The sequence below is a fragment of the Elizabethkingia occulta genome (assembly GCF_002023715.1).
GTDB lineage: Bacteria > Bacteroidota > Bacteroidia > Flavobacteriales > Weeksellaceae > Elizabethkingia > Elizabethkingia occulta.
This window is the reverse complement of the sequence record NZ_MAHX01000013.1, coordinates 317,533-335,055: the sequence shown is the minus strand read 5'-3', so window position 1 is coordinate 335,055 and position 17,523 is coordinate 317,533. Positions and strand designations below refer to the sequence as shown.

At 32.7% G+C, this 17,523-nt stretch carries 18 protein-coding genes; 12 read left to right on the top strand and 6 right to left on the bottom strand.

Features of this window, described 5'->3' with window-relative positions; genetic code table 11:
* Positions 1-111 precede the first annotated feature (111 nt).
* Both BAZ10_RS07910 and BAZ10_RS07905 read left to right on the top strand, forming a co-directional pair.
* Positions 112-723 carry a GNAT family N-acetyltransferase gene (locus BAZ10_RS07910; RefSeq protein ID WP_078771594.1) on the top strand — a complete coding sequence of 204 codons (612 nt, stop codon included), beginning with the start codon at positions 112-114 and terminating at the stop codon, positions 721-723.
* A gap of 163 nt (positions 724-886) precedes the next feature.
* Entirely contained in the window at positions 887-1,372 is a 486-nt protein-coding gene (locus tag BAZ10_RS07905) for a SixA phosphatase family protein (protein ID WP_078403591.1), read from the top strand.
* Between the two features lie 113 nt (positions 1,373-1,485).
* Here the strand turns inward: BAZ10_RS07905 and BAZ10_RS07900 are convergent, their stop codons facing one another.
* On the bottom strand, positions 1,486-3,030 hold the full coding sequence (locus tag BAZ10_RS07900; RefSeq protein ID WP_078771593.1) for a serine hydrolase: 1,545 nt from the start codon (positions 3,028-3,030) through the stop codon (positions 1,486-1,488).
* Positions 3,031-3,169: 139 nt separating this feature from the next.
* Here BAZ10_RS07900 and pyrF point away from each other — a divergent pair, with 139 nt between their 5' ends.
* From pyrF to BAZ10_RS07875, 5 genes are all read left to right on the top strand, one after another.
* On the top strand, positions 3,170-4,531 hold the full coding sequence (pyrF, locus tag BAZ10_RS07895) for an orotidine-5'-phosphate decarboxylase (protein WP_078771592.1): 1,362 nt from the start codon (positions 3,170-3,172) through the stop codon (positions 4,529-4,531).
* Between the two features lie 98 nt (positions 4,532-4,629).
* Positions 4,630-5,199: a YceI family protein gene (locus BAZ10_RS07890; RefSeq protein WP_078771591.1), complete on the top strand. Its 570-nt coding sequence runs from the start codon at positions 4,630-4,632 to the stop codon at positions 5,197-5,199.
* 471 nt (positions 5,200-5,670) lie between these two features.
* Complete coding sequence (locus tag BAZ10_RS07885) at positions 5,671-6,228, top strand: RNA polymerase sigma factor (protein WP_078771590.1); 558 nt, start codon at positions 5,671-5,673, stop codon at positions 6,226-6,228.
* The gene (locus BAZ10_RS07880) at positions 6,215-6,823 is read left to right on the top strand and encodes a hypothetical protein (RefSeq protein WP_078771589.1); all 609 of its coding nucleotides are present in this window, start codon (positions 6,215-6,217) and stop codon (positions 6,821-6,823) included. The genes BAZ10_RS07885 and BAZ10_RS07880 overlap by 14 nt, the downstream gene beginning before the upstream one ends.
* 27 nt (positions 6,824-6,850) lie before the next feature.
* Positions 6,851-7,900: an outer membrane beta-barrel protein gene (locus BAZ10_RS07875; protein ID WP_009087800.1), complete on the top strand. Its 1,050-nt coding sequence runs from the start codon at positions 6,851-6,853 to the stop codon at positions 7,898-7,900.
* Between the two features lie 90 nt (positions 7,901-7,990).
* On the opposite strand, the gene BAZ10_RS07870 is transcribed toward BAZ10_RS07875, so the two are convergent.
* From BAZ10_RS07870 to BAZ10_RS07860, 3 genes are all read right to left on the bottom strand, one after another.
* Complete coding sequence (locus BAZ10_RS07870; RefSeq protein ID WP_078771845.1) at positions 7,991-8,917, bottom strand: malate dehydrogenase; 927 nt, start codon at positions 8,915-8,917, stop codon at positions 7,991-7,993.
* 207 nt (positions 8,918-9,124) lie between these two features.
* Positions 9,125-10,162, bottom strand: coding sequence for a nucleoid-associated protein (locus BAZ10_RS07865; protein WP_078771588.1), 1,038 nt, complete (start codon positions 10,160-10,162; stop codon positions 9,125-9,127).
* Positions 10,163-10,209: 47 nt separating this feature from the next.
* A complete protein-coding gene (locus tag BAZ10_RS07860; RefSeq protein WP_108721273.1) occupies positions 10,210-12,642 on the bottom strand; it encodes an NACHT domain-containing protein in 2,433 nt (810 codons plus the stop codon).
* Between the two features lie 427 nt (positions 12,643-13,069).
* Here BAZ10_RS07860 and BAZ10_RS07850 point away from each other — a divergent pair, with 427 nt between their 5' ends.
* The 3 genes from BAZ10_RS07850 (at position 13,070) to BAZ10_RS07845 (ending at position 14,065) form a co-directional block, all read left to right on the top strand.
* Positions 13,070-13,417 carry a DUF7674 family protein gene (locus BAZ10_RS07850; protein WP_078771585.1) on the top strand — a complete coding sequence of 116 codons (348 nt, stop codon included), beginning with the start codon at positions 13,070-13,072 and terminating at the stop codon, positions 13,415-13,417.
* A gap of 66 nt (positions 13,418-13,483) precedes the next feature.
* A complete protein-coding gene (locus BAZ10_RS19350; RefSeq protein ID WP_021348893.1) occupies positions 13,484-13,615 on the top strand; it encodes a hypothetical protein in 132 nt (43 codons plus the stop codon).
* 51 nt (positions 13,616-13,666) lie between these two features.
* Positions 13,667-14,065 carry a DUF7674 family protein gene (locus BAZ10_RS07845; protein ID WP_078771584.1) on the top strand — a complete coding sequence of 133 codons (399 nt, stop codon included), beginning with the start codon at positions 13,667-13,669 and terminating at the stop codon, positions 14,063-14,065.
* 49 nt (positions 14,066-14,114) lie between these two features.
* Here the strand turns inward: BAZ10_RS07845 and BAZ10_RS07840 are convergent, their stop codons facing one another.
* A complete protein-coding gene (locus BAZ10_RS07840; RefSeq protein ID WP_245803775.1) occupies positions 14,115-14,681 on the bottom strand; it encodes a dihydrofolate reductase family protein in 567 nt (188 codons plus the stop codon).
* Positions 14,682-14,824: 143 nt separating this feature from the next.
* A complete protein-coding gene (locus BAZ10_RS07835; RefSeq protein WP_078771583.1) occupies positions 14,825-15,277 on the bottom strand; it encodes a DUF1569 domain-containing protein in 453 nt (150 codons plus the stop codon).
* 237 nt (positions 15,278-15,514) lie between these two features.
* Between BAZ10_RS07835 and BAZ10_RS19240 the strand changes: the two genes are divergently transcribed.
* Both BAZ10_RS19240 and BAZ10_RS07825 read left to right on the top strand, forming a co-directional pair.
* The gene (locus BAZ10_RS19240) at positions 15,515-15,676 is read left to right on the top strand and encodes a helix-turn-helix domain-containing protein (protein ID WP_311316300.1); all 162 of its coding nucleotides are present in this window, start codon (positions 15,515-15,517) and stop codon (positions 15,674-15,676) included.
* 101 nt (positions 15,677-15,777) lie between these two features.
* Positions 15,778-17,268, top strand: a complete 1,491-nt coding sequence (locus BAZ10_RS07825; RefSeq protein ID WP_078771582.1) for a serine hydrolase domain-containing protein — start codon at positions 15,778-15,780, stop codon at positions 17,266-17,268.
* The last annotated feature ends 255 nt before the right edge of the window (positions 17,269-17,523 follow it).

Sequence of the window (17,523 nt, the reverse complement as noted above, 5' to 3'; positions counted from 1 at the left end):
TAGTAAAATATTTAAAAGCTAAGACATTGTATTTTGCCTAATTTAATGCTTTTTCATCGATCAATTTTCTTAGCTTAGTTCTATCATTAGCACTTATCTAATAACCTACTCATGAAAAACACCTGGATAAATCATCCTGTAATTCTGCAGGGAACAAGCATAAATCTGGTACCATTAGAAGAAAAACATCTTGAAGAATTATATACAGCCGCTGCTGATAAAGAACTCTGGGCACTTATTCCGACGGATTGCTCGGAAAGAGATATTTTTTATAAAACTTATGAATTTGCTATCAGTGAAAGAACTGCCGGTAACCAATATCCTTTTGTCATAATACATAAGGATACAAATAAAATAATTGGCTCTACCCGGCTTTTTGAAATTTATCCGGCAGACAAAAAACTTGAAATTGGCTGGACATGGATTACAAAAGATTATTGGGGAACAACAATAAATCTGGAGTGCAAACTGTTATTGCTAACCTACTGCTTCGAAACTCTAAAAACAAACAGAGTACAACTGAAGACCAAGGACACCAACTTCCGGTCCAGAAAAGCTATAGAAAAAATAGGTGGAGTATTTGAGGGTATCCTGAGAAAAGATAAAATAGTAAGCGACGGAACGACAAGAAATGCTGCCTATTACAGTATATTAGATGATGAATGGGAGCAAGTAAGAACAAAAATACAAAAGCAGATAGCCGAAAAGAATGCTAACAGCTAAAATCCATTTGTATATATTTTTTAACAAATAATATGGAGACCAACTCCTAATACCTGCATAATTATCATATATAGTTTTGCATCAGGATTTGTATTTTTTTTCTACCTTTAATTTCTCAAAAAAACTTAACCATTATTTTACACCACCAGTACAATTATTTAATATGAAAAAATTAATTTTGGTTCGTCATGCAAAAAGTGACTGGCCCGAGGGTATAGACGATTTCAATAGGCCCCTCGCAGAACGCGGAAAAGAGGATGCCCCAAGAATGGCTGAGTTTCTCAACGAGAAAGGAATAGGCATCGATGCGCTAATATCCAGCCCCGCAAACAGAGCTTACAGTACGTGTCTTTTTTTCCACAAGACTTACAAAAATGCAGAAATGAGTACTGCATCTGCACTTTATAATGCCCGTGAAAATGACTTCATCTCCGTTATCAATCAGATCGATGATGTACACAACAGTGTAGCCCTTTTCTCCCACAATAATGGAATTTCTAATTTTACTAATCTTTTTTCCGGCAATGATATCATTAGTTTTCCGACATGTGGTGTTGCAGGTATCGAAATAGACATTGATTCCTGGAGTCATTTTGACGAAGAGAAATGCCAGCTAAAATATTTCTATAGTCCAAAAGAACTGGACTAATCTAAGCGATAAAAAAAACGGTTTACAATTAGATAATAATCTTAGCTAATTGTAAACCGCATATATAAAACGCAAAAGGCACAAAAGTGCAGTTAATTGCTACAGCTTTTAGATTACTTTCTTTTCAGATCCAGATCTTCAAAATCAAAACTGAAGTCTGTTACTCCCGAAATAGGTTTTAGTCTTGCAGATTGTGCCTTTCCTGTTTCATCAAAATTAAAAATTACAAAAGCATCCGCATCGTAGCTTCTGTCATCCCATTTTGCCACAAATGTATTATAAGAATAAGGTAATAACTCACCTTTTAGTCTTGGAGAGTTTACACAGGAAATAAAGTACTTTTTCCCTTCCTGCTTCACGATTACATCACCAAACCAAACATCGTTATATGTTCCGGTGAATTGTTCCGGTTTTGCTAACTGCTGACTATTTTTCTGTGCAGCTTCTACCTTTGCATACACATCATTTTTCTCTTTGTCGTAATTAGCATTTATTTTTGCCATACGATCACCATAATTTTTCAGCCAGTCTCTACCCTGAACTCCAAGATAAGAATCTTTAACAGTATTGGTAATTGTATTAAATGCTGCGCCGGACTGTTGATTAGTTAGTACAACTATTCCTAATTTAAGATCCGGAATCAAAGTAAACTGGGTAACGGTACCAATAAGCCCGCCAGTATGCTGAACCTGCAGATGGCCTTTTACATCGCTAAGGAACCATCCCATTCCGTATCCATAAAAATTAGAGTCATATGGATTTTTAGCCGCTATGCTTTCTGGTATTTGCAAACTCCATAGTTCGTGTGCATTTTTTTCAGAAACAAGACGCTTTCCGTCTTTGGTTACAAAACCATTGATTAGAAAATTGGCCCATGTTGTCATATCCGGAATATTACTCATAATTCCGCCTGCTGCATTTGCTGTTTCATTCCAGTCATGCGGAACAGCTACAGCTTTGCCATTTACAGGAGCATGTGCATCAATTTTATTCGTTACCGCTTTTGCTCTGTTATAAGATCCAAAACTATTTGACATTCCTACAGGCTTCATAATTCTCTGTTCAATAAACTCTGCCCAGCTTAATCCTGAAACTCTATGAATAACTTCCCCAGCTACAATAAACATAATATTATTATAATCCAGCTTGGTTCTGAAAGGATTTGCCGGCTTTAGATAGCGTACATTATGTACAATATCGTTCACTGTAAAATTTCCACCCTCCGGAAAGAACATTAAATCTCCCTGTCCCAAACCTAAGCCGGCACGATGGGTAATAAGATCTTTTATAGTCACTTCCTGAGAAACATAAGGATCATACATTCTGAATTCCGGAATAAACTTTGTCACTTTGTCATTCCAATTTAGTTTCCCCTCATCTGCCAATATCGCCAATGCTGTTGCGGTAAAACCTTTGGAGTTAGAAGCTATTCCGACAAGTGTATTCTCGTCCATAGCAGCCTTTGTATTCAGAGATCTTACTCCGAATCCTTTTGCATAGATTAGTTTACCATCCTTTACAACACCTACAGACATTCCGGGTACATCAAAAGTCTTCAGCGTATTTTTTACCAATTCATCGAGTTTTGCATCTGGCACCTGTGCATTGATAAAAACGACAGACACCACAAAAAAGAAGAAAGAGAATTTATTTTTCATGAAATTTATTTTGAGCTTAAAGATAAGAATTAGTTGTCAGTCTCAACCAACGTCTAAACGCTGAATACATGGGGGAATAATGTACGATGCGGAACAACTGCCAACTAAATCGTATCTTTGCGGAAATCTAAAAAAGTAAATGGAAACTAAAAGAGCATTTTTTCTTGAGGCCTACAAACTAGGCATTATTAAATTCGGAAGATTCACCCTGAAAAGTGGTATTGAAAGCCCTTTTTATGTAGATCTTCGTCCTTTGGCATCCGATCCTAAAATCCTAAAGCATCTTTCTAACTATCTTCTGGAAATGCTTCCTTTGGATAATTTTGATCTGATCTGCGGTGTACCTTATGCAGCTCTTCCTATGGCGACAGCAATGTCATTAGAAAGCTATATCCCTTTAATTATTAAAAGAAAAGAGGCCAAAGCTTATGGTACCAAAAAACTGATTGAAGGTATCTTCCAAAAAGGGCAAAACTGTCTTTTGGTAGAAGACGTTATTACTTCCGGAAAATCTCTTTTAGAAACTATTGATGAGGTAGAAAATGAAGGTTTAAATGTATCCGACATTGTAGTTGTACTAGACAGACAACAGGGAGGACGCGAAAAGTTACAGGAAAAAGGCTACAACGTACACACGCTATTCACAATCTCTGAAGTTGTTGAAATCCTTAAGGAAGAAAATCAGCTAACCGATGATGAAGTAGAAAGAATCAATGACTTCTTAAACGGAAATACTGTTACTTTCGAAGAAAAGAAAAAAGTTCGTTACGAGGAGAAGCTTAAGAATATAGACCACCCTGTAGCAACAAAATTATTGGAAATAGCATTGCAAAAACGCAGTAACCTTATTGCTTCTGCAGATGTTATTACAACGCAGGAACTTTTGGACTTTGCTGAAGTTGCAGGGCCACATATTGCTGCATTAAAAACACATATCGATATTATTTCTGACTTCGATTATGATCAAACAATCATTCCTCTAAAAGATATTGCGGCAAAACACAATTTCTTACTAATGGAAGACCGGAAATTCGGGGATATCGGAAATACTCAGGAATTACAGTTTTCACATGGTGTATACAAGATAGCAAACTGGGCAGATATGGTTACTGCACATGCCATTGGAGGCAGCAAAGCATTAGAAGGTTTCCACAATGCTGGGATTATCACAATCCTGGGAATGTCTTCTCAAGGAACACTTACCGACGCCCATTATCGTGAAGAGGCTATGAAGATTATTATCAACGAGCCAAATGTTATGGGTTGTGTAGCACAAAACAAGATTCAGGATGATCTGTTATTGTTTACTCCTGGCGTTAACATCTCTGCTGAAGGAGATAGTAAAGGACAGCAATACAACACACCAGAGCATGTATTCAAGAATCTGCATACCGATTTCATCATTGTAGGTCGTGGTATTTATAAAGCTGACGATATAGAGCAAGCTGCATTAACCTACAGAACAAGAGGATGGCAGGCTTATGAAGCGGCAATTTCATAGAATTATAAATTTATAATAAGAAGCATTTCTTATCATATGTCTATGTCTGGCTTTCAATGATCATGTAACTTCGCAGACATCAATTTAAACCAATAAATATGAAAAAGTTATTTTCAATTCTTAGTTTTTTAGTAGCTAGTACATTCATTTTTGCTCAAACTGCATGGAAGGCTGATCCTGCACATTCACATGTGGCATTTACAGTAGTACACATGGGAATTTCAGACGTATCCGGAATTTTTAAAAATTTCGATCTGGCTGTTGCATCTCAAGCTAAAGATTTCAGCGATGCCAAAGTAAATTTCAGTGTAGATGTTAACTCTATTGACACCAATGTTGATGCTCGTGATAATCATTTAAAAAGTCCTGACTTTTTCGATGCAGCTCAGTTTGACAAAATCACTTTCAATAGTACCTCTCTAAAAGCGGATAAGAATAACACTTATACTCTTAAAGGAAACCTTACTATGCATGGTGTAACAAAGCCTGTAACAATGACTATGGTATACCGTGGTGAGCTTACAGATAAAAAGACAGGCAAAGTAACAAAAGGTTTGCAGGTATATGGAGATGTAAAAAGATCTGACTTTGGAATTGGCGGGAAATTCCCGGATGCCATGCTAAGTGACATTGTAAGAATAAAAGCTGACTTTGAAGTAAAACAATAAAAATAAATTTTTGTTCATAATGCCCCGGAAATTCCGGGGCTTTTTTATTGAATATCTATCCAAACATTTTGTTAAACAAAGGCTTACAAATTTTTGATTTTGTTAAGCTTTCATAACATGAAATAAATCTTACTTAAAAATTGTTAATTTTTTATTTTTTGGCATCTTATTTGCGAATTATAAAATACTTCATATTAACAGATTTTTTTAACTAGTAAAAAAGCAACTTGCTTCGGCATTGTTGCTTTTTTATTTTTTTGTCAATTTTTATTTAGCTTTCGGCTTCACCGGGAAAAATAAAATTCTTATTATTTATTATCTTATTTTATAAATAATAAAACAAAGTATCTCCACTCCCATATTTCCTGACTTTAAAATGCTGGTTAATAATTTTTCATATTTTTTTAAAAAAATAATCGAAGAGTGTAACCTTTTCGTTTTTTTGTAGTCTTGTTAATAGAAAACATTTCCGTGAGAATATTATCTAAACATAAAGACGACCTTGTAACGTTGCTAAAAAAGCAGGATCCGGTAGCGCAGCGAAGGTTTTACGAAGAGCATTCACCAAAGTTGCTAAGTGTAAGCCGTACCTATATACGGGATATATACCATGCCGAAGACTGTCTGATAAAAGCTTTCTGCAAGATTTTTAAAAATATTGAAAGTTTCCGGAACGATGGCAGTATAAATGCATGGGCACGACGTATTGTTGTAAATGAATGTTTAAGCTTTTTAAAGTCACAAAAAACGATTTTTTATCTGGACGAAAACCAAATAGCCGATGCAGCAGAAGATCATGAAGAAGTTAATATCTATGAGGATTTCAATGTACAGGAACTATTGGATCAGTTACCTGAAAATTACAGACTTGTTTTTAATCTCTATGTTCTGGAAAGTTATCCACATCAGGAAATCGCAGAGATGCTAAATATATCTGTATCGACAAGCAAAACACAGCTTTTCCGTGCAAAAGCAAAACTGAAAGAAATATTTATACAACAAAAATTAATTACAAATGAAATCCGATAAACTGGACAACTATATAAAAAATCAGCTGGAGGAAAGAGAAATAACTCCATCCAGAAATCTTTGGGCTGATATCCGGTTGGACCTGGAGGAGACTCCTAGAAAGCGTAAAAACTATATTGCTATATGGTTGGCTGCTGCTTCCGTTATCCTGTTATGCAGTCTTGCAGGTATTTTTGTTTTCAAAAATGACAAACAAAATAGCAATCCTATCATTGCAAAGCAGACTCAGTCTGTAAATAGTTCGGAACCTAAGGAAATAAGTACACCTGAAACCAATATAAAAACAGACTCTGTACTAAAAAAAGAAAGCCCTGTGAAAAATCTGGCACAGCAGCAGCTATCTCCGGCTAAAGTTCAGAAAATACAAAAACAGGAGGCCCTGCCTAAAACAGTTATTACACCTACTGAAAAAATTGATGCAGTCATTCCTGCGCCTCAAAATCAACTTGTAAAAACAGAGGAAGCCAAGGAACAGACATTAAAGAAGAAAAAATATGTAGATCCTAAAATTCTTTTGTTCTCTGTGGAGAACAGAGAAGCTATAGAAAAGACAAAAGACGGATCGAACGTAGCATCTGTTGAAATCCGCAGATAAACCATCATTTTATAAAAAAGAAAAATTATGATAAAGAAAATTATTATAGCAGGAGTATTGTGTCTTTTTTCCAATTCTTATTTTGCACAAAAAACTTTTAAGCTGAATTTCCCTTCCAAAGAAGATACTGCTGTAAGCCCCATTGTAAAAGAAAATATCGAACAGTATGCCCGACAGATCAATACCATTATCCAGGAAGAAAAAATAAAAATGGAAAATGAGATAAAGAAGGCAACTCAGGAAGCTGAACAAAATGGTTTATCCAATCAGGAAATAGCTGAACAAAAGGCTAAAATAGCAGATTCATATTCTGAAAAGATTGACAAACGCATTAATGATTTGGGCTTTAATGTTGATGAAATCATTCAGAAACAGGTAAAATATTCCTTGCTTAATACCGATGCCACAAGTGTGAAAGATCTACATCAAAAGCTTATGTATAAGTTCCGTGCCGAGCGAAGCCTAACCTTGTATCTTTCATTTGGTGTAATGGGACTTACTAACAATCTTCCCAACAATGATCTCGATAATAATAAAACCTTCTCCAACAATTTTGAATTTGGTATAAAATACAACCGTCAGTTTAGTATGACCAGTCCATGGGGACTTGTATCGGGATTAGGTTTTTCATGGAGGACATTACGTCTTGAAAATGATAAATTCTTTGCAAAAGATGCCAACAATAATATTATTATAGCACAAAGCGAACGGGATCTTCAGAAAAGTAAATTAAGAACCGGCTACATTATGGTTCCGATTGGCTTGCAGTATAATTTTTCTCCGCTTAAAAACGCAGGTGAAGATGTAAGATACCGAAGCTATTTCAAGGGGTTCAAAGTAGGCGCAGGATTATATGGCGGAATCCAGATGTCTACTAATAACATCGTAAAAGGTGATGGTGTAAAATACCGCCACAGGGAGGAATTCAATGTCAATCCTTTTGTATACGGAGCTCAGTTTTATATTTCCTATAACAAGTTCAATTTCTTTATTAAAAAGGACTTTAGCAACTACTTCAAGGATCAGACTTTCAAGGACGATAAAATGATTCAGTTTGGCATTCTATTTGACATATAGATATCAACATTCATATTAACTTATATTATTTCAACTAACAAGAAAGCAACCCTTCCGGGTTGCTTTCTTCATTATGTTTGATATGCTGTTTTACAATTTCAGGTCTCCGTTTACATCTCTCACCGCTGCCGCAGCTGTCTGGAATTTTTCTTTCTCAGCATCATTAAGGTCTAAAGCTACAATACTTTCGATTCCGTCTTTACCAATAATACACGGAACACCTAAACAGATATCCTGTTGTCCATACTCTCCTTCCAAAAGAACAGAACATGGAATCATTTTTTTCTGATCATTCAAAATTGACTGTACCATTACCGATACGGCTGCTCCAGGAGCATACCATGCTGAAGTTCCTAACAATTTAGTAAGGGTAGCACCACCAACTTTTGTTTCTTCAGTAACATACTGTATCTTTTCTTCATTTAGAAATGTTGTTACCGGAACTCCGTTTCTTGTAGCCATACGCGTTAAAGGAAGCATTCCTGTATCGCTGTGTGCAGCGATAACCATTCCGTCAACATCCGAAATCGGACATTCCAATGCTTCTGCCAGTCTGTATTTGAAACGAGCGCTATCCAGAGCTCCTCCCATACCAATAATTCTGTTTTTTGGTAAGCCTGTTACTTTATGTACCAGATATGCCATTGTATCCATAGGGTTACTTACCACAATGATAATAGCTTCTGGCGAATGTTTTAATATATTTTGTGCAACTTCTTTTACAATACCTGCATTGATCCCGATAAGCTCTTCACGGGTCATTCCCGGCTTTCTTGGAATACCGGAGGTTATAACAGCTACTTTAGAACCTGCTGTTTTTGTATAATCGTTTGTTGTTCCTGTAATTTTGGTATCGAAACCATTCAAGGAAGCTGTCTGCATAAGGTCCATAGCCTTTCCTTCTGCAAATCCCTCTTTGATGTCTACCAAAACTACTTCGGCAGCAAAATTTTTCATAGCTATATATTCTGCACAGCTTGCTCCAACAGCTCCTGCTCCAACTACGGTTACTTTCATATTTTTGTATTTTAATGATTCTACCAAATATAATAAATTATCTGATGAACAAAAAGAATTAAGACCTGATTTACTCACAAAAACACTTTCGGAAAGGACATAAAAAATGACCGAAAAATATCCGGCCATTTTTTATTATTTCATAATCCACAACAGAGAAAAGATTGTGGATAACTTTTTCTAAACACAAACACAGTTGTCTTCTGATTATTGTTCCTCTTCGAAATACAAACGGTAATATTTCCCTTTATCATCTTCTCCCGTCTCTAGTTTCTGGCGATCACCATGAACATAGATATGGAAATTCTTATCAAGTTTTATCACACTTTTAAAGTGTCTTTGCTGCTTCTTTACAGCACCTGTAGCAATTGTAAAGTTATCTTCCAGTTTAATATCTCTTTCTTCTTCGAACTGCTTCTTATATTCATCAAAGCTTTCAATAACTTCCGGATGTACCAAAACCTGTTTTTTAAATTCTTCAATCTCGAATTCCTCTTTGTCTTTAAAGAAGTTGATTGATTTATTCAGATAATCAGCCTGATCTACTCTGCTTACCTCATATTCCTGTGGTAATTGTTCTGTAACATAACTTTTGTACATAGACAGTGTATGCTCAGTATTGAAATACTCATCTTTACGCTGCTGAAGTTGTAAAAAATCATCTACCCAATAGCGCGCTTCTACACCAGCTTTAGTCGTATCGATTACGGAAACCATGTAACCTTCTTCCTGTTCAGTATTGAAAATAAGACAACCTTTATCCAGTTTTCTCAGATTAATTCCCTGATCTTTCTGAATCTGAAAACCTTCATCTTCGGGAAGTACCTTCAGGAAAGTTTCTTTATTTTCTGTTTTAAACAGACCAATAGCATCTACAATTTTACCTTCTACAACATAGTCTCTGAAATACGTGACATAAAACTCGCCATCTTTAATATTACTATGTAAAGTTTTATTATGAAGATGTTCTGCCAGATTTTTGGATTCCTCATGGCAAAACTCTGGTTTTTCGAAGATTTTACTGGCTATTGAAAATACAGCATTATTCTCAAGTGCATCTTCATCATAAAATTGGTAATATACATCCGACTTAAATGGAGTAAGAAAAAAATCTTTCAGCAAAATTGTCATGTCAGGATCCAGTTCCAGTTCACTTTCTGACAGCACCATCCCTTCACCATTCATTTTATTGCGTACATAATGTATAGAAATATGTTCCAGTCTGCGGATATTATCTTCGTTCATATTTTTATTTTTTGAGAGATGCAAAGATAATTCTATTTCTATTATGCTTATTCTTCATATACAATATAAAATTTTTTCACTTTCTCTTTATTATGATTTTCTTCAATTCTAGTTTCAATTTTGTGATTTTCCTCAAAAGGTTTATCAAAATTATTATGCTTAATAAATTCATTATACCATGATTTATCTAGAATTTCAACATTATTCATTTTTATATCTCTAAAATCATTATCAGCAAAGCTTACTAGCTCTTTAATTTGACATTCTTCAAATACAATATTTTCAAAATCATTATCTTGAATAAGGCTCCTAGTTAAATAAATATTTTTAAAACAAATATTCACAAAATAACTATGCGAAATATCGAAGACACATATACCGCTATCAAATAATACATTATATAAATAACTATCAACGAAAATTTTAGAATTCATTGAAGATTCGGCTATTACAGTATTAAATAGTCTTTCAAAAATCAAAAAACCACCACTATTATCAAATAAATAATTTAAATTTTCATCAAAAAAAACGAATGACAGTTCTTGACAGTTAACACAACATTCATGAATAAAAGACCAAAAAACATTAAACAATTGCTGTGATTTTTCTATTGCAGTTAATCCATCTTTTTTATATTGAAATTCTAATAAAAAATCGACTTTAAGCAATTCATAGAAACAATCCTTAGACTGTTCATATACTTCTCTTTTGATATCATTATCTTCAACCTCAATAATTTCTATCAAATTTTGTGATATAGAAGAAATACTCCCAAAGGCTTTATTTCCTACAATTTTATTTAAAAAAACAAAATAATCTTCTTTACAAATAGTTTTTAATTCTTCATACTCATCTTTTTGTAATAATATTTTTTTATTTTCTTCCCAGAAAAATTCTGCTGTTAAATATTCCCATAAAGAATTATGAAAAAACTCTAATGCTGTTTCTGAGCTACTTTTATTAGTTTGTTGAAAATAAAAACTTATTAAAAGATACTTTGATATTTCCTGAAGTTGTTCTTCTGAGCTAAATAAATCTTTTTGGAAACATCTCTTGACAAACAATTTAGTCGATTCTAACTCTAATAGCTTTTTAACGGTTATAAATAACTTTGGTGATTGATAAATTTCAAAAGCAATATTTCTAATATATTCCTTTAAATATCTTTTATAAAGGTTAACATCAGATTTTATCCTTGAATTAAAATAATCTAATTGTCCATTAGAATCCCAACTTCTTTGTGCTAGTGAATCAAATATCTTATCATATATTTTTGTCTTTGAATCTCTCTCATCTATATCAATATTAGAAATTGCAATGAAATAAATTAGCACAGCCTGTCTCAATAATTCTCTAATATGTCTATATTGCTCATTTCCTATAATTAATTCAATTTTATTAATCAGAAGATTTTCTGGGTGAAATTTTTTAAAATTAGAGCAATAATTTATTATCTGTTTATCCGTTAATTCGTTCAATTGTAATATTAATGTTCCATCTAAACAAGAATCACCAGTGTTTAAGTAATTAAATCTAGATGTCAAAACAATTTTTATTTTCTTATTTACTCTCTTTTTTAATCGTTCATATAAATTCCGCAAATCACTATCTGTGATACCCCCACTCATATAAGCTTCATCTAACCCATCTATTATTAATATAAATTCGTCTTCATTAAAATCCATAAAATGAAAGCGACGCCCAATCTCTTCAAACGGATTATTAATAAAGTCCTTAGCGACTAATTCTCTAATTTTCAAAAAAATTATTGGAACTGGAGGCAAATCAGAATGAGATTCTAAATAGTCATGTATAAGTTTATAACAAAAGGAGGTTTTCCCTTGCCCTGGTTGCCCAAGAACAAAAGCCATATCATAATTTTCCTTTAATTTATTATTTTTATTTCCTTTCAAAAAATATTCAGAAAAAAAATCATGAATAGTTTTCTTTTCTGAGTAAAGATGAAATTTATTGAAGTGATCATCTTCTTTAATACTTACTAAATTATTCTCAAACACTGAAAACAAAGGCTCTATATATAAATCTTCAAGAGTCTCTTTACATTCAGAATTTTGTTGTAGTGGAATAGTATAAAAATTTTTGAATTCATCATATTTTGATAGAAGCAATGCTAATTTATCACTCTGTAGTGATAAGGGATTATCAAAAAAATTTACCAACTCTTGATATCTATCTTTATTATTCTGATATTCATTTTTAATATTTTCTCTATAATTTATATAATAAATACTTCTAATATCTAATGGAAGAGGAATCTCTATATTTTCTGAAAATTTTTTAAATAAATTATACGAAGCAATTAAATAACTATTATCCGCTTGCAAAATATTTTCAAAGAAACTCTTTTTTAAGACAACATTTTGCTCTAAAAAATCTTTATATTCTTTTTGCATCTGTTTAGAAATCAATACCAGATCAAATGTAGAATTAAGCTGTTCTCTACCATAAGCCTTGGCCATTTGTTCGTTTGTAGACCGTGAAGCATTAAATAAAAGTAAAAAGCTTTGGTCTCTATACTCATTTCAAAATCAACCACTTCAGCTAATACTGAACCTAAATTAAAGTCAAATAGATTTTTAATTACCTCTTTTTTATTTATTTTCTTTAAATATTTTGAACAATCTAAATTTATTACCATATTATCAGTTTAACAACCCTGAATATAACAAATAATCTTAAAAAAAATGAAAAAAATATTGTTCATTAAATTATTTTTTTCATTTTAAAAACTGTGCTCTCGTTTTGATAAAAATCTATCAGATTGAGAGGAATTTAATTTATTAAAAAATAACCAATATAAATATAACAAGCAGATTTACAAATTATTGGAACAAAATTAATTCTAAAGGAACATTATTTGGCATATCTCGTTCAAAATTCAAAAAAATGAATCATTTAGAAGCGACACAGGAAATTACAGCCATTATTCCGGAGATAAAAAGTGAACTCTCCGATCAGAATACTTCTGGTATTATTCAGATATTCACAGACAGAATAAGGGAGATGATTCGTAAAAATGAAAATCGACTTTTATTCAAGAGCCTGGAGAAAATGGATCATATTTACAAAAAAGGAGATATCGCACTAAAAAATGCTGTAGAAAATATTTTTATTTATTCTCTGGATTATTTAACTGCGTCCTGTAACAAAGAATACAAAAGGGTAATTTTTTGCAATATTTCTCCGGATTTGCAAAAGATATACTTCCGGCAGATTTACAAACCGGGAATGTAATTTTATTCTTTAACAAATATTATGATTGACATCGCCGTTTAACTACTATCACTAACATCTAAAATTATGAAAAGAAAGACGAGAAGAAAATTTGACATAGAAGAATGGAAGTCTTCTAACACCAGACATAACATTGAAATTCTGGCAGTCCACATTGCTGCAATTGTAGGCATCTTTGCCTTTGCCACCTATATTTAACAATGGCATAATTTTCGCGACACTTAAATTGCTTTAAAAAACTTAAAGATTATGATGAACGACAAAATGCAAACGATCAATAAGAAAATAGCTACAGAATATTTAAAAATATCTTATCCTTCCATTCGGAATGAAATTACCCAGTTATCTGCTCAAAATAATTTTGCAGGTATTATACAGGCAGTTATCAATCATCTGAAACTACTTTTACAGGAAGCTAAAATCAACATGATTTCCTACCATATAAAATCTATGGAATGGCTTTACAGAAACGGGAATAATTATATAAAATATATTATTGAAAGTCTTTTTGTAAGATCATTTGAAAGTATGAAAAGAATATCGGAAGATCAGCATTGGGACAAACTGTACGAATACATGCCGGTAAAATTTCAGGAAATATATCTGGAACAGATCCGAAAAGATGAAATCATCATTCAGAAAAAATAATATAAAAATACCCCGGAGCTTCTCCGGGGTATTTTTTGTAAAGGATAAATTATATTGGAATATACTTATTAATCACCTTTCCATGACTGAAAGCTGTTGAGCTTTGTAATTCCAATGATTTTTGATTTTTAAAAATAGGCAAGCCACTGCCAAGGGCAATAGGATTGATAATCAAATAATATTCATCAATAAGGTTTAGGCTGATAAGAGAACTTACAAAGTTGCAGCCACCATATACGAGAATATCTTTTCCCGGCTGACTTTTAAGCGTTTTCACAACTCTTTCCAAATCTCCATTTTCCAGTTCAATATTACGTCCTGTAATAGTATTTTCACTGCGACTAAAAACTATTTTTCTCATATTGACTATAGGTTTGGCCATTGCATATGCAGGACTATCAGCCTGGTTATCGAATACATTTTCCCAATGCTGAATAAATCCCGGGGTCATTTTGCGACCAAGTAAGAGCGTATCACTAGTCTCCGCAAGGTCTACAATAAATTGAAATGCAGCCGGGTCCTGTTTACCTGATAAAAATATCCAGTCTGTTTCACCATTAACCCCTGCTGCATAACCATCCAGAGAAATGTGCATTTGCAGTTTTAATTTTCGCATGACATTATAATTTAGAAGATGAAGTTACTCATAATCACAAACATAAATGATTATTTTAATAATATTTATTCACAAAAATTTGAATTTATGCTTTTTGATAGTAGCTTTTGTTGATAACTTTTAGTGTACTCCAGCAAGAACAGTTATACCCCAAATTGCCTTAAATGATGATCCATATGTTTATAGGCTGCTATTCCCCATTCATTTGTTGAAATATTTCCAAAAGCAGGATGGGAAAGAGTAAGAGGATGATCGTTCGCCGGAAATTCACCAATTAATAGAATAAATTCATTTCTCTGTTTCTCAAAATCAGAAATATTAACTTTACCTTTTGTACTATGCCTGAGATCGCCTTTAATATTCTTTTTAAAATTGGGAGCTATATAAAGCGCAAGGATCCTCAGTAGATATTGTTTTATAGTTGTTCTTTTATTTCCTCTGCTCTCTTCCAGAATTTGTCTGTTGCAGGAATTACAATGAAGGAGCATTTCACTAACAGTCATTTCTCCCCATTGGGGCTGGTGAGTTGCAGATAAATTTTTAACTCTGGCAATAATAGAATCTGAAGCCTCTTCTTTCAAAAGATTTTTAATCATATATAACCTGTAACAAATCTTTCAAAAATACTCTTTACGTTTCAATCTTAAGCTTTGTATCAAAATCTACAGATAGAATTTTTGAAAAATTTTATGATTTCAAAAGAGCCTTATTTGGATTCATCATTGACGATTCAAGATTTGGCAGAGCAAGTGAAAATACCAGTCAAAGATTTATCTGCAATGATTAACTTATATATGAACAAACATTTCTTTGATTTCATCAATGAATACTGAATTGAAAAAGCGAAGGAAATATTGAAGGATTCCTCGCAAAAAAGCCTGACAATTTTGGAAATACACTATCAGGTTAGTTTTAATTCCAAATCTTCATTCAGAACTTCTTTTAAAAAACATACAGGAACAACACCTACAGATTTTAGAAAAAATTCACTTTAAACATCGAATTTATTGAAAAATGAGTTCGACTTTTTTTAATCGGTCGTGTATTTAAGCGCTCAGACTCATTTTTGCATCGAATTATAAAATCAAAATCGATTATGAAAAATTTCCTATTTGCATTACTGATGCTTTTACCTCTAAATTTTTTTGCACAAAAAACAGTATCTAATTCAACCAAAGAAAAAGCTAAGAAAATCGATTTGATAATTAATAAATATCACGATTATAATCTTTTTAATGGAAGTGCGCTGGTTGTCCAAAACGGCGAAATCATCCTGCAGAAAAATTATGGAAAAGCAGATATGAGCTGGAACATCGGGGCAACTTCTGACACTAAATTCAGAATTGGTTCCATAACCAAACAATTTACAGCAATGCTGATTATGCAATTGAAAAAGGAAGGAAAAATCAAACTTGATGATAAAATAGCTGATTATCTGCCTTGGTTTAGCAAAAATATTGGAAGTAAAATTACCATTCATCAATTATTAACGCATACTTCCGGCTTACCAAATTATACTGATTTTCCGGAATTTAAAACTAAAATGGTTTTCGAAAATTTATCGGGAAAAGAATTTGCCGTTAAATATTTCAAGGATAATCTAGGATTTGAACCCGGAACAAAACAAAATTATTGCAACACAGGATATTATCTGTTAGGATTAATTATTGAAGAAATTACCGGAAAACCTTACGAAGAAGTTCTCAAGGAAAAAATATTTGATGTCATTGGAATGAAAAATACAGGCATTGAAAACCCTAAAGATATCATTTCAAATTTTGCACAGGGTTATGATTTTGATTACGATGGCTATCAAAAAACAGATTACATCAATATCAAAACTTCTGTTTTTTCTGCCGGCGGAATGTACAGCACAGCAAATGATATGCGAAAATGGGATGATGCTTTGTACACGAATATTTTATTGAATGACGAAAACATGAAGATATATTTCACACCCAATTTAGGGAATTATGCTTACGGATTGGTTGTTCAGAAACATCAGAATTTTTTAGGTTCGGGAAGAAATATTACGACAATGGCTCACAGTGGCGGAATCAACGGTTTTTCCTGCAATATTGCAAGAATTCCAGAGGACAAAATATATGTCATTTTACTTGATAATACCAGAGCTGGTAAAAGAGGCGGACAATTGGAAGCTATTATTGATGATATTTTTGGTGTTTTATACAATGCAAAAGTGGATGTCCCGAAACCATTAATCATCTTCGAAGTTTACAGAAAAATGAAATCGGAATCTGTAGAAAAAGGAATTGCTTATTTGAAAGACCTAAAGAAAAACAAATTCGATTCTTATAACTTTAATAGTTTTGAAAATGAACTCAATAGATTATCTTACAAATTTTTAGGTGAAGGAAAAACTGATGAAGCTTTGAAAGTCATTGATTATGCGGTCTCGGAATTCCCCAATTCATTCAATATTTATGATACGCGAGGTGAGATTTATTTTATAAAAAAAGATTACAACGCCTCTAAAAAGAATTATCAGAAAACGCTTGAACTGAATCCCAATAACGATAATGCCAAAGAAATGCTTAATAAAATCGAAAAAGAAATTGGGAAATAATACGTCACTGGATGTAACAAACATTTTTCTGAGCTGTCTTATTAATTAGAAATCAATTATTCTAAATGAAAAAAACTAAATCTAATCATTCTGCTAATTTTATCAATAAACACTTTCGCACAATCAGAAAGTTCAAATGTTGATAAAATTTAATTAAAATCAAGCACTAACTAAAATTACTATATCAAAAAACCGCTGTAAAATATTAATTTACAGCGGTCCTCTATTGTTTATTATTGAGTCGTCAATAATTAT